We start from the raw sequence: 12,892 nt of genomic DNA, 5'->3' as shown, positions 1-12,892 counted from the left end.
GTGAACGCGTGACCACGACCCGCCTCTCGGCCCGCGCGGCCATCGCCTCCGTGACCGACCCCGGCAGCTTCGCCGAACTGCCCGCCCCCCGACGGGAGTCCCCGGCCGACGGCCCGCTCGCCTGGGCCGGTTACGACGCCTCGCGTGCCCGCGCCGCCGAGCGCACCGGCGAGCAGGAATCCGTCGTCACCGGCACCGCCCGCCTCGGCGGCCGCGAAGCCGTTTTGATCTCCTTCGAGTTCGGCTTCCTGGGCGGTTCTCTGGGACAACGCACCGGAGACCGGCTCGAAGCCGCATACGCGCACGCCCGCGAGCACCGCCTCCCCCTGGTCTCGCTGATCGCGACGGGCGGCTCCCGCATGCAGGAGGGCATGCTCGCGCTGACCCAGCTGCAGCGCGTGGCCCGGCAGAGCGTCCTGACCCGTGCCGCCGGGCTCCCCCAGCTCGCCGTCCTGCGCGATCCGACCACCGGCGGCGGCTGGGCCACCCTCGGGGCCGGCGCCGACGTGGTCCTCGCGCTGCCCGGCGCCCAGGTCGGCTTCGCCGGCTCCCGGGTCCGCCCTGCGGACGCGGACCCGGCGGCGTACTGCGCCGAGGGGCAGTACGCCGCCGGTCACGTGGACGCCGTGGTGCCCGCCGCCCACCTGCCGGGCACCCTCGCGGGCTGGCTCCGCGTCCTGGCCGCGCCCCGCCCGAGCGGGCCGGTCGATCCACCGGCGGCGCTTGCCGACGTGGCACCGCCGGCCACCGGCTGGGACGCGGTGCGGCAGGCCCGCGACCCCGGCCGGCCGCGCGCCGAGGCCTACCTGGACGCGTACTTCGAGCTCCGCCTGCACCTCTCCGGGGACCGGGCGGGCGGCACGGACCCGGGCATGCTGTGCGGGTTCGGGCTGCGGGAGGGCCGGGCCGTGGCCTACGCCGCCCAGTGCGGGACGGCCACCCGCCCGGCGGGATACCGCACGGCGGCCCGCGTGGTCCGCCTCGCGGACCGGCTGGGCATCCCCGTCCTCACCCTGGTGGACACCCCGGGCGCCGCCAACGACGCCGCCGCCGAGCACGCGGGCGCCGGCGCGGCCATCGCCGACACCTTCGCGGCACTGGCGGCGGCCACCGTCCCCGTCACCACCCTCCTGATCGGCGAGGGCGGTTCGGGCGGCGCACTCGCACTGGCCGCGCCGGGAAACACCTGGGTCACCCCGGACAGCTACTTCTCGGTCATCGCCCCGGAGCTGGCCGCGGCCATCCTCAAACGCCCCGAGTCGGCCGCCCCGGCCACGGCGGACCAGCTCCGCATCCGCCCCCAGGACCTGGTGGCCCTGGGCGTCGCCCGCGGCATCGTCGGACGGGCGGGCGACTAGGACCTGCCTTCCGGATGCTGACGGGCTCGCGGCCCCCGGCCCGGCCGGGCACCACGCCTCGCCGCGTTGTCGTCGGTCGCCGGTGCTCCGCATGGGCTTCCCCCTCCGCCTGGCGATCCACGGCGCCGCCGCCACGGCCCTGGCCCCGGCGGGCCCGCAGCCGGACGTCCATCCGGTGGAGCCTCCCCACCTGCCGGGCCGGCTCGTTGTCGTCGCCGACCAGCGGCAGTCGCGTCCGACCGCGGCCGTCTCGCCGGCGACGACCGCGCCTTCGACGTTGTCGACCAGCGGGTGGTTGTGCGGCGGCTTCGACGGCGCGCCCGGAATCCGGCAGCCGTCGCGGCCCCGAGCGCGGTCCTGCGGGCTACCCGCCGCGCGGGCCCTGCGCCGGGTGCCGACCTTCGAAGTGGCCGTCGCGCCCAGCGGGTCGGCGGCAGAGCCGCACGGTGATGGCGAACTCCCGCGTGCAGAGCCACGCTCCTGCGGGATCAGGCCGTCCCGGGTGGGGGCGAGCCCGACGAGGCAGGGCCCGGCGTCCACCGGGTGGGCGTACTGCCGTACCGGCCGGAACTAGCCACCGCGGCCGGAACTCGCCGTCGCGGCCGCGCCACCGGGTCCGGATCCGCCGGCGGCTGCGCCCCGGCGTCCTTGGCCGTCGCCGGCCGGCGGCCGCGGCAGGCCGGCGACGGACCCGCCGACTCCGCTTCACCCCCGGCCGGATCGGGCGAACCTGGCCGGACTCGTCCCGACGTGCCGGGCGAAGTGCCGTGCGAGGTGGGCCTGGTCGTAGAAGCCGGCCTCCGCCGCCGCCTGCGCCGGCCTGGCCCCCGCGAGCAGCAGTCCCCGCGCGAGCGCCACCCTCCGCCCCGTCAGGTACGCGTGCGGTGGCAGCCCGTAGGCCTTCCGGAAGCTCCGGATCAGGTGGGTGGGATGGACGTGGCCGAGCCGCACCGACGCCTCCTCCAGCGTGATCCCCTCCACCACTCGCGCGTCCAGCAGTTCGCGCAGCCGTACGGCCAGCCGCGCGCCCGGCGCCGTCCCGGCCGCCTGCGGCTCCCCTCGGCCCGCCAGCCGGCCGTGCAGCCGCTCCCGTACGAAGGCCAGCCGCGACTGGGCCTCCAGGGGATCCCGCTCCCCGAGCGCCAGGTGCAGTGCGTGCACACGTTCGCGAAGCGCCGGATCGACCAGCAGCGGCGCGTCCACGGCGGCGCCGGTCAGCCGTTCCGGCAGCACCGAGGTGTCCAGGTAAAGGACGCGCTTGCGGAAGCCCGCCTCGGTCACGGTCCGCCCGTCGTGGACCACCCCGGGCGGCAGCAGGACCACCGCGTCCGAGACCCCGGCGCCGTGACGCTCCCGGTCGAGGGCGAAGTCCACCCGTCCGCCGTCCACGATCATCAGCGCCCAGGTGTCGTGCACGTGGGCCGGGTAGGCGTGTTCGGTGAACCGGGCGTGGAAGACCTCGGCGATCCCCGGTACCGCCGGCTGCCAGGCGCTGACGGTACTGCGCGGACGTATCGCGGCCATGTCAGGAACGTACAAGACCGCCCGCGCGCCGGCCGCCAGGCTGTCCGCATGACGACACAAGAGATCGACATCGCCGGAAAGCTGGCCGGTTTCACCGAGCGGTGGGCGCCGCGCCGCATCGCTCGCGTCAACGACTACGAGGTCAAGGTCGCCAAGGTCCGGGGCGAGTTCGTGTGGCACACGCACGAGGACACCGACGAGCTCTTCCTCGTCGTCGCGGGCACCCTGACGATCCGCCTGCGGGACGGGGACGTGGTCCTGGGCCCCGGCCAGATGTACGTCGTCCCGCGCGGGACGGAACACTGCCCGGCGGCGGACGAGGAGGCCCACATCCTGCTCTTCGAACCGTCCGGCACCCCCAACACCGGCACCGCGGGCGGCGACCGCACCCGCGAACCGGTGGACGCCTGACCAGTGCCGGTCACGCCGGGGCACGCACGCGTCGGACACTCCCCACACCGCCGCGCCCGGCCGCGCCGGGGCACGGCCCGGTACGGCCGCCGCCCCGCCCGGAGGCGTCGGCGGCCGCACCGCGCGGCCGGTCGTCACGGCGCCGCCGGGCACCGCGGGGGCCGCCCGGACCCGCAGGCTGGGGGGAGACCCGCAGGGCGGAGGGACGCCCGGGCGCGCCCGGGGAGCCCCGAAAGGACGGCCGCGCCGGACCGCCGGGCCCCCGCGCCCAGCACCAGGACCTCTCTTCCGGATCCTGCCGGGCGGCGCGAGCCCGGCAGGATCCGGAAGAGCGTCCTAGGCCTGGGGGTTGCGGGCGTCGTAGCGGGCGAAGCCGCGCCAGCGCAGGGCGAGCAGGCCCACCACCAAGACGCAGGCGAGCCCGCCGCCCGTCACGGCGACGGCCGGGGAGGTCAGGTCGGCGGCGGTCCCGGCGAGGAAGTCCCCGAGCCGGGGCCCGCCCGCGACGACGACGATGAAGACGCCCTGGAGGCGCCCGCGCATGTCGTCGGGGGTGGCGGCCTGGAGCATGGTGGTGCGGAACACCATCGAGGTGGTGTCCGCGGCGCCGGCGAGGGCCAGGAAGACCATGCCGAGCCAGAGGTTCCGCGTGAGCCCGAACACGGCGACGGCCAGGCCCCACGCGGCGACGGACAGCAGGATCGCCAGCCCGTGCCGCTGGATGCGTCCCTGCCAGCCGGAGAACAGCCCGCCGAGCAGCGCCCCTGCCGCCGTGGCCGCCACCAGCAGGCCGACCGTGCCGGCGCCGCCGCCGAACCAGAGCCCGGCGACGGCCGGGAACAGCGCCCGCGGGTGCGCCAGCACCATGGCGGCCATGTCGGAGAAGAAGGTCATCCGGATGTTGGGCCGGGTGCCGAGGAACCGCAGCCCGTCGACGACCGATGCCCTCCCCCGCGCCCCCTCGGCCCGGTCGGGCTTCATGGACGGCAGCCGCCACATCGCGTAGAGCGCGGCGGTGAACGTCACGGCGTCGATCAGGTACGCCGCCTGGTACCCGCCGAGGCTGACGATCAGTCCGCCCAGGGCGGGGCCGACCATCGTTCCGAAGGTCATCGTCACGGAGTTCAGGGCGTTGGCGGCGGGCAGTTGCCCGGCCGGCAGCAGCCTCGGGATCATCGCGGACCGGGCCGGACCGGTGAGGGCCCCGCACACCGCCTGGAGCGCGACGACGGCGTACAGGAACCAGACGCGGTGGAAGCCGAGGAGCGCGGCCGTGGCGAGCGCGATCGACAGCACGGCGGCGCCGAGGGAGCTGTAGAGGCCGAGCTTGCGCCGGTCCACGGTGTCGGCGATGGCCCCGCCGTAGAGGCCGAAGGCGATCAGGGGGACGAGGGAGAAGAGCCCGACGAGCCCGACCGAGAAGCTGGACCCGGTGATGTCGTAGACCTGCAGCGAGATGGCGAGGGCGGTCATCGACTGGCCGACCCAGGAGACGGTCCCGCCGATCCACAGCCGCCGGTAGTCCACGGACGTGCGCAGCGGTGTGAGGTCGGCGAATATCCGCCGGGAGCGGGTTGGTGAAGTCGTACGAGTCACATCGGATGATAAGCATCGGCCCGTCGACGCCCCCAGGACGCCGCCCGGCTTCCTCACACACCGGCAACAGTCGCCCCATCCTGCTCCGGGTTTTCGGAGCAGGCGGCGTATTGCCGCTAACTCGCCACTATCACCGGACATTTGACTGAATCGGCGTGCGCTCCTGCCCTCTCGTTCAGCTCATGATGAAAAGACTCGTATGTCCAGGGAGGCGTAGTGATCGAACCTGGCAACAGCACCACGAGCACCGGCACGACGCAGAACACGGTGCGCCCCACCGTGCCCCTCACCGTCGGCGTCGAGGAGGAGTTCCTGCTCGTCGACGCCCGCACTCTCCGGGTGGTCCCCGCCGCCCCGCTGGTCCTCGCGACGGCCGGCGGGCTGCCGGGCGAGATGCACCCCGAGGGCACCCGCTACCAGGTGGAGATATCCACCCCGATCGCCGCCTCGGCGGCCTCGCTGCGCGCCGAGCTCACGCAGCTGCGGCGCACGCTCGGCCGGGCGGCCCGCGCCCACGGCTGCCGGCTGCTGGCCGCGCCCTCGCCGGTCGTCGCGGTGGAGGGCCCGCTGCACCTGACCGACGACCTGCCGCGCCAGCGCGAGCAGCACCGCCGCTTCGGCGCGCTCACCGACACCCTCGTCAGCTGCGGCCGCCACATCCACATCGGCACCCTCGACGTCGACACGGCGGTGGCGGTGTCCAACCGGATCAGACCATGGCTGCCCACGCTGATCGCGCTCGCCGCCAACTCGCCGTTCTGGGGCGGCCGTGACACCGGTCACTGCAGTTGGCGGGCGATGGCCTGGTCCGGCTGGCCCTCGGCGGGCCCGCCCCCGCACTTCACGTCCACGGCCCATTTCCGGCGCTCCGTGCAGACCCTGCTCGCCTCCGGAGCGGCCCTGGACACGAAGATGGTCTATTGGGACCTCCGGCCCTCCGGGCACTGGCCGACGCTGGAGTTCCGTGCGCCGGACATGTCCCCGGACGTCGACTCGGCGGTCCTGCAGGCGGAACTGGCCCGCGCGCTGGTGGCCACTGCGCTCCGCGAGGTCGACGAGCGGCGCCCTGAGCCGGCCGTACGGGACGACGTGCTCCGCCTCGCGCGCTGGCGGGCGGCCCACGACGGCCTGGAGGGCTTCGGCCTCGACCCGTACACGGGCACGGAACTCCCGGCGGCCGACCTCGCCGAGGCGCTGCTGGACCTCGTCGCCCCGGAACTGGCCGCCGCCGGCGACCTGGACCACGCGGCCAAGACCCTGGCCGGACTCCTGCGCGACGGATCGGGCGCCCACCGCCAGCGCGCGGCCTACGCCCGCCGCCAGGACCTGACGGACGTACTGCGCCACCTCGTCGACGAAACGGAGGACTTCTAGCCGCCCGTCCCGGCACCACCGAGGTCCGGATCCGCGCCCCCGCCGGCGCGGATCCGAGGTGCGACGCCACCGAAGGACGTACGCCGGCGTTCCGGAGCGTCCTCGCGGGCGTCACCGGGTTCCGGCGGGCAGCACACCGTCCCCGACCGCGTCGTACGGCTCCCGTCCGCCTGGCCGCCAGACCGGGAGCTGCCGGCGGACCCGGGACGCGCTCGGCGGCGTCCTGCACTCCCCGGCCGCGAGCAGGTCCGGCCACGCGACCGGGCCCCACACAGGCGGGCGGGCGGGACGCGGCCCTGCCCCGTCCGGCCGGGCCTGAGGGGACGCCCACCCCGAAAAACGCCGAAGCCGCAGGTGCAATCGTTTCTGCACCTGCGGCTTGCGGTGGGGCGGGTGGGACTCGAACCCACGGCCGACGGATTATGAGTCCGCTGCTCTAACCGGCTGAGCTACCGCCCCTTCTCGGCGTGGCGCGTACATCTGTGCGCGCCGTCTGCCGCAGCATAGCCGCTCATACGATCTCCTGCTTCGGATGCCTCGCATGATCGGCTTCGCCTGTTCAGAGAGACCGCGCTGAGGGCTGCCCGGTTCCCGAAGAGGGCGGCAAAGAAAGAAGAGGGCCCCGTAGGACCCTCTCCTCTTCCGTGCTCCCCCGGCTGGACTCGAACCAGCAACCCTCCGGTTAACAGCCGAATGCTCTGCCAATTGAGCTACAGGGGACTGCGCTCCCCCGACTGGACTCGAACCAGTAACCTGCCGGTTAACAGCCGGCTGCTCTGCCAATTGAGCTACAGGGGATTGCTGCGTTGCATCGAACAGCCCACCTCCGGCCTTGCCGGGGGGCGAGCGCCCGTTGCGAGACATAGATTAGCGCAAGCAGGGGGGTGCTCCGCCAATCGGTATCGACGGCGGGCCGGGCACCACACGACGAAGGGTGACAGGCATGCGGTACAAGGTCACGTTCGTGGTCGGACTGGCCCTCGGGTACGTGCTCGGATCGCGGGCCGGGCGCGAGCGCTACGAGCAGCTGAAGAAATCCGCCCGCCAGATCGCGCAGAACCCGGCGGTGCGCAACGCCGCCGAGACCGCGGGGCACACCGGGCGCGAGTACGCCGGGAAGGCCTTCGCCGTGGTGAGCGAGAGGGTCGGCGACGCCGTGCCGGAGTCGCTCGCCGGACGGGTGCGGGTACTGCGCGGCCGCACCGGCGGCGGGACCGCCGACGACGAGTGGGGCACCAGCAACACCTGACGCGTCACCGGCCGTAGCCGGGGCCCCTGGGACCCATGTGGTTTCAGGGGCTCCGGGACGGTCAGGACCGGCCCCGCGTGCGGCAGAATTCTCCGCATGGGGATAGTCGCCGGGCTGGACAGCTCTTCCGCCTTCACACGCATCGTCGTCTGTGACACCGAGACCGGCGCCGTGCTGCGCCAGGGGTACGCGCCCCATCCGCAGCCCGTGGGCGAACCCGACGGTGCCAGCCCCCACGAGACCGATCCGCAGGCCTGGCTGCTCTCGCTCGGCGAGGCCGCCGGCGGCGGGATCCTGGAGGGGGTCCAGGCCATCGGCGTCTCCGCGCAGCAGCACGGCCTGCTGCCGCTCGACCCGCAGGGCGCGCTGGTGCGCCCGGCCCTCGTCGGCAACGACAAGCGCGGCCAGGTCGCGGCCGCCGACCTCACGGAGGCCCTCGGCGGGAGGCACGCCTGGGCCGAGGCGGTGGGCTCGGTCCCGCACTCCGCCCAGCCCGTTGCGAAGCTGGCCTGGCTGGCCCGCACCGAACCCGAGGCGGCCCGGCGGGTGGCCGTGCTGATGTCCCCGCACGACTGGCTGGTCTGGCAGCTGCTGGGCCGCCCGGCCCGCCGCACCACCGACCGCGGCGGGGCCTCCGGAACCGGCTACTGGTCGGCGGCCTCCGGAGCCTGGCGGCCCGACCTGGTCGAGCTGGCGCTCGGGCACCAGGCGCTGCTGCCCGAGGTGCTCGGCCCGGCCGACGCCGCCGGGACAACACCCGAGGGACTGCTGATTTCCGCCGGCACGGGCGAGACGATGGCCGCGGCCCTCGGCCTGGGGCTGGGCCCGGGCGACGCGGTGGTGTCGCTGGGCGCCTCCGGTTCGGTGATGGCGGTGCACCACGAGGCGCTCTCGGAGCCGGGCGGGCTGATCACCTCCCTGGCCGACGCCACCGGCATGCACCTTCCCGTGGTGAACACCTCGAACGCCGTACGGGCCCTGCGCGGCACCGCCGAGCTGCTCGGCACCGACCTGGAGGGGCTGTCCGAGCTCGCGCTGAAGTCGACGCCGGGCGCGCACGGCCTCGTACTCCTGCCGTACCTGGAGGGTGAGCGGACGCCCAACCTGCCGCACTCCGCCGGCACCCTCACCGGGCTGCGCCGGGACTCGATGAAGCCGGAGCACCTGGCCCGGGCGGCGTTCGAGGGCATGCTGTGCGGCCTGGTGGACGCCCTGGACGTGCTGCGCTCGCGCGGGGTCGAGATCCGCCGGGTGTTCCTGCTGGGCGCGGCCGCGGAGCTGCCCGCCGTGCAGGCCGCGGCCCCCGGGCTGTTCGGAACGCAGATCGTCGTGCCGGCGCCGGCGGACTACGCGGCGCTGGGCGCGGCCCGCCAGGCGGCGTGGGCCCTCGGCGTCGCGCGGGGCACGCTGGCCCCGCACACCCCGCCGGTCTGGCCGGCCCCCGCGGCGCAGGTCTTCGAGCCGGGCGAGGACTTCCCGGCGTGGCAGGGCGTGCGCCAGCAGTACGTCGCGACGCGGGAGCAGATCCACCCCGGGGCGTTCTGACCGGGCGCGGCGGGGGTCGTAGGACCCGCGCGGCGGGGCTGGTCCTTTTGACCGGCCTTTGCGAAATCCGGTGGGGTTCCGTGGGCCGATTGGCCGAAGATGGGTCGAACCCCCTCGATTGCCGACCGGAGCCTGCGCGTGCTCATACGACTTCTGCGGACCCACCTGGGTCCGTACCGGAAACCCATCGCGGCGCTGGTCCTGCTGCAACTGCTGCAGACCAGTGCCAGCCTCTACCTGCCCACCCTCAACGCCGACATCATCGACAACGGTGTCGTCAACGGCGACACCGGCTACATCCTGCGCTTCGGCGCGCTGATGCTCGGCGTCTCGCTCATCCAGCTCGTCTGCAACGTCGGGGCCGTCTACTACGGCGCCCGCACGGCCGCGGCCGTGGGCCGCGACGTCCGCGCCGCCGTCTTCGACCGCGTCCAGAGCTTCTCCGCGCGGGAGCTCGGCCAGTTCGGCGCACCGTCCCTGATCACCCGTACGACGAACGACGTCCAGCAGGTCCAGATGCTGGTGCTGATGACCTTCACCCTGATGGTGTCGGCGCCGATCATGTGCGTCGGCGGCATCGCCATGGCGCTCTCGCTGGACGTGAAGCTGTCGGGCGTCCTGCTGGCCGTGGTTCCCGTGCTCGGAATATCGGTCGGAGCCATCGTCTTCAGGACGCGGCCGCTGTTCCGCCAGATGCAGGAGCGCCTGGACACCGTGAACCGGGTGCTGCGCGAGCAGATCACCGGCAACCGGGTGATCCGCGCCTTCGTCCGCGACGACTACGAGAAGGACCGCTTCCGCGAGGCCAACGCGGACCTCACCGGTGTCTCGCTGGCCGCGGGCAAGCTGCTGGCCCTCATGTTCCCGACCGTGATCGTCGTCGTGAACATCTCCAGCGTCGCCGTCATCTGGTTCGGCGCGATGCGCGTCGACAGCGGCGGCATGGAGATCGGCCAGCTGACGGCCTTCCTCGCCTACCTCATGCAGATCGTCATGTCCGTGATGATGGCCACCTTCATGTTCATGATGGTGCCCCGCGCGGAGGTCTGCGCCGAACGCATCCAGGAGGTGCTGGACACCGAGTCCAGCGTGGTCCCGCCCCTCGACCCGGTGCGCGAACTCACCCGCAGCGGACTCCTGGAGCTGCGCGGCGCCGACTTCCGCTACCCGGGCGCCGAGGCCCCGGTCCTGCGCGGCGTGGACCTGGTGGCCCGCCCCGGCGAGACCACGGCGGTCATCGGCTCCACCGGCAGCGGCAAGTCCACGCTGCTGGGCCTGGTCCCGCGGCTGTTCGACGCGACCGGCGGCGAGGTGCTGGTCGACGGGGAGGACGTGCGCGGACTCGACCCCGAACTGCTGGCGAAGACGGTCGGCATGGTCCCGCAGAAGCCCTACCTGTTCTCCGGCACCATCGCCTCCAACCTGCGCTACGGGCGCCCGGACGCCACCGACGAGGAGCTGTGGCAGGCGCTGGAAGTGGCCCAGGCCAAGGAGTTCGTCCTGGCGATGGAGGGCGGCCTGGAGGCCCCCGTCACCCAGGGCGGCACCAACGTCTCCGGCGGCCAGCGCCAGCGTCTGGCCATCGCCCGCACGCTCGTGCAGCGCCCGGAGATCTACCTCTTCGACGACTCCTTCTCGGCCCTGGACTACGCGACGGACGCGGCGCTGCGCGCGGCGCTCGCCCGCGAGACCGAGGACGCGACCGTGGTCATCGTCGCCCAGCGGGTCGCCACCATCCGCGAGGCCGACCGGATCATCGTCCTGGACGAGGGGCAGGTCGTGGGCGAGGGGCGCCACCACGAGCTGATGGCCGGCAACGAGACCTACCGGGAGATCGTGCTCTCCCAGCTGACGGAGGCGGAGGCCGCATGAGCGGGCCCGGAGGACGCATGATGATGGGGCCGGCCCAGCGGTCCCTGGATTTCAGGGGATCGGGCAAGCGGCTGCTGGCCCAGCTCGCACAGGACCGGGCCAAGCTGTGGGGCATGGTCCTGGCCGTCGTCGGCAGTGTCGCCTGCGCGGTCGTCGGACCGAAGATCCTCGGTGAGGCGACCGACCTGGTCTTCGCGGGCATCGTCGGCCGGGAGATGCCGGCCGGTGTGACCAAGCAGCAGGCGCTGGACGGGATGCGCGCCCGGGGCGACGACGGCATGGCGGACATGCTGTCCGGCACCGACTTCACCCCGGGCCGGGGCATCGACTTCGGCGCGGTCGGGGTCGTGGCCGTCTGGGCTCTCGTGGTCTTCACCCTGGCGGGCCTGCTGATGCTGGTCGCGACCCGGCTGTCGAACCACGTCATGAACGGCACCCTGTACCGCATGCGCGAGGAGCTCCAGGCGAAGCTGTCGCGGCTGCCGCTGTCGTACTTCGACCAGCAGAAGCGCGGCGAGGTCCTGAGCCGGGCCACCAACGACATAGACAACATCGGCCAGACCCTCCAGCAGACGATGGGGCAGCTGCTGAACTCGCTGCTGACCATCGTCGGCGTGCTCGCGATGATGTTCTGGATCTCGCCGCTGCTGGCGCTGGTCGCGGTGGGGACCGTACCGGTCTCGGTCTACGTCGCCGCGAAGATCGGCAAGAAGTCGCAGCCGCAGTTCGTGGAGCAGTGGAGGACGACGGGCACGCTCAACGCCCACATCGAGGAGATGTACTCGGGGCACAACCTGGTCAAGGTCTTCGGCCGGCAGAAGGAGTCCGCTGCGGTCTTCGCCGAGCAGAACGAGGCGCTGTACCGGGCCTCGTTCAAGGCGCAGCTGGTCAGCGGCGTCATGCAACCGGTGATGTTCTTCATCTCGAACATCAACTACGTGCTGATCGCGGTGGTCGGCGGGCTGCGGGTGGCGTCCGGAACCCTGTCGATCGGTGACGTGCAGGCCTTCATCCAGTACTCGCGGCAGTTCTCGATGCCGCTGACGCAGGTCGCGTCGATGGCGAACCTCGTGCAGTCCGGTGTCGCCTCGGCGGAGCGGGTCTACGAGCTGCTGGACGCCCCGGAACAGGAGCGCGACGCCGACGTGCCGGAGCGTCCGCAGGAGCTGCGCGGCCGGGTCACCTTCGACAAGGTGGCCTTCCGCTACGAGCCGGACCGGCCGTTGATCGAGAACCTCTCGCTCTCGGTGGAGCCGGGCCACACGGTCGCGATCGTCGGCCCCACGGGCGCGGGCAAGACCACTCTGGTGAACCTGCTGATGCGGTTCTACGAGGTCACGGGCGGGGAGATCGCCCTGGACGGGGTGGACATCGCCAAAATGACCCGCGAGGAACTGCGCGGCGGCATCGGCATGGTGCTCCAGGACACCTGGCTGTTCGGCGGGAGCATCGCGGAGAACATCGCGTACGGCGCTTCACGCCCGGTCACGCGGGCCGAGATCGAGGCGGCGGCGCGGGCTGCGCACGCGGACCGGTTCATCCGGACGCTGCCGGACGGCTACGACACCGTGCTGGACGACGAGGGCTCCGGCGTGAGCGCGGGTGAGAAGCAGCTGATCACCATCGCCCGGGCGTTCCTGTCGGATCCGGTGATCCTGGTCCTCGACGAGGCGACGAGCTCGGTGGACACCCGTACCGAAGTGCTGATCCAGAAGGCGATGGCGCGGCTCGCACGCGGCCGCACGTCCTTCGTGATCGCGCACCGGCTCTCCACGATCCGCGACGCCGACCTGATCCTGGTGATGGAGAGGGGCTCGATCGTGGAGCAGGGCACGCACGAGGAGCTGCTGGCGTCGGGCGGTGCCTACGCCCGCCTGTACGCGGCGCAGTTCGCCCAGGCGGTCGCCGAGGTCGACTGACCGCGGTGCGGGCGGGGTGGGGGCGTCCTTCGGGGCGCCCCTTC

At 73.4% G+C, this 12,892-nt stretch carries 9 protein-coding genes and 3 tRNA genes; 7 read left to right on the top strand and 5 right to left on the bottom strand.

What is annotated here, in order from left to right; all coding sequences use genetic code 11:
* Positions 1-8: 8 nt before the first annotated feature.
* On the top strand, positions 9-1,358 hold the full coding sequence (locus ACZ6JS_RS05845) for a carboxyl transferase domain-containing protein (RefSeq protein WP_469296041.1): 1,350 nt from the start codon (positions 9-11) through the stop codon (positions 1,356-1,358).
* A gap of 705 nt (positions 1,359-2,063) precedes the next feature.
* On the opposite strand, the gene ACZ6JS_RS05840 is transcribed toward ACZ6JS_RS05845, so the two are convergent.
* Positions 2,064-2,882 (bottom strand): AraC family transcriptional regulator, encoded by an 819-nt coding sequence (locus ACZ6JS_RS05840; protein WP_469296040.1) that lies wholly within the window; start codon positions 2,880-2,882, stop codon positions 2,064-2,066.
* A gap of 48 nt (positions 2,883-2,930) precedes the next feature.
* On the opposite strand from ACZ6JS_RS05840, the gene ACZ6JS_RS05835 reads away from it, so the two are divergent.
* Positions 2,931-3,293 (top strand): cupin domain-containing protein, encoded by a 363-nt coding sequence (locus tag ACZ6JS_RS05835; RefSeq protein ID WP_469296038.1) that lies wholly within the window; start codon positions 2,931-2,933, stop codon positions 3,291-3,293.
* 336 nt (positions 3,294-3,629) lie between these two features.
* On the opposite strand, the gene ACZ6JS_RS05830 is transcribed toward ACZ6JS_RS05835, so the two are convergent.
* Complete coding sequence (locus ACZ6JS_RS05830; RefSeq protein WP_469296036.1) at positions 3,630-4,889, bottom strand: MFS transporter; 1,260 nt, start codon at positions 4,887-4,889, stop codon at positions 3,630-3,632.
* Positions 4,890-5,105: 216 nt separating this feature from the next.
* Here ACZ6JS_RS05830 and ACZ6JS_RS05825 point away from each other — a divergent pair, with 216 nt between their 5' ends.
* Positions 5,106-6,263, top strand: coding sequence for a carboxylate-amine ligase (locus ACZ6JS_RS05825; RefSeq protein ID WP_469296034.1), 1,158 nt, complete (start codon positions 5,106-5,108; stop codon positions 6,261-6,263).
* A 385-nt stretch (positions 6,264-6,648) separates the two neighbouring features.
* Here the strand turns inward: ACZ6JS_RS05825 and ACZ6JS_RS05820 are convergent.
* The 3 genes from ACZ6JS_RS05820 to ACZ6JS_RS05810 form a co-directional block, all read right to left on the bottom strand.
* Positions 6,649-6,722, bottom strand: a tRNA-Ile gene (locus ACZ6JS_RS05820).
* 188 nt (positions 6,723-6,910) lie between these two features.
* Positions 6,911-6,983: transfer RNA gene (locus tag ACZ6JS_RS05815), tRNA-Asn, on the bottom strand.
* Between the two features lie 5 nt (positions 6,984-6,988).
* Positions 6,989-7,061: transfer RNA gene (locus tag ACZ6JS_RS05810), tRNA-Asn, on the bottom strand.
* Between the two features lie 145 nt (positions 7,062-7,206).
* Between ACZ6JS_RS05810 and ACZ6JS_RS05805 the strand changes: the two genes are divergently transcribed.
* The 4 genes from ACZ6JS_RS05805 (at position 7,207) to ACZ6JS_RS05790 (ending at position 12,848) form a co-directional block, all read left to right on the top strand.
* Positions 7,207-7,512: a YtxH domain-containing protein gene (locus ACZ6JS_RS05805; RefSeq protein ID WP_469296033.1), complete on the top strand. Its 306-nt coding sequence runs from the start codon at positions 7,207-7,209 to the stop codon at positions 7,510-7,512.
* 96 nt (positions 7,513-7,608) lie between these two features.
* Entirely contained in the window at positions 7,609-9,057 is a 1,449-nt protein-coding gene (locus ACZ6JS_RS05800) for an FGGY family carbohydrate kinase (RefSeq protein ID WP_469296031.1), read from the top strand.
* A 138-nt stretch (positions 9,058-9,195) separates the two neighbouring features.
* The gene (locus ACZ6JS_RS05795) at positions 9,196-10,929 is read left to right on the top strand and encodes an ABC transporter ATP-binding protein (protein WP_469296028.1); all 1,734 of its coding nucleotides are present in this window, start codon (positions 9,196-9,198) and stop codon (positions 10,927-10,929) included.
* Complete coding sequence (locus tag ACZ6JS_RS05790) at positions 10,926-12,848, top strand: ABC transporter ATP-binding protein (protein WP_469296027.1); 1,923 nt, start codon at positions 10,926-10,928, stop codon at positions 12,846-12,848. Before ACZ6JS_RS05795 ends, ACZ6JS_RS05790 begins: the two co-directional genes overlap by 4 nt.
* The last annotated feature ends 44 nt before the right edge of the window (positions 12,849-12,892 follow it).

Source organism: Streptomyces sp. NPDC046349 (assembly GCF_055587885.1).
The sequence above is the reverse complement of the archived record's forward strand: the minus strand, read 5'-3'. Positions and strand labels throughout refer to the sequence as shown.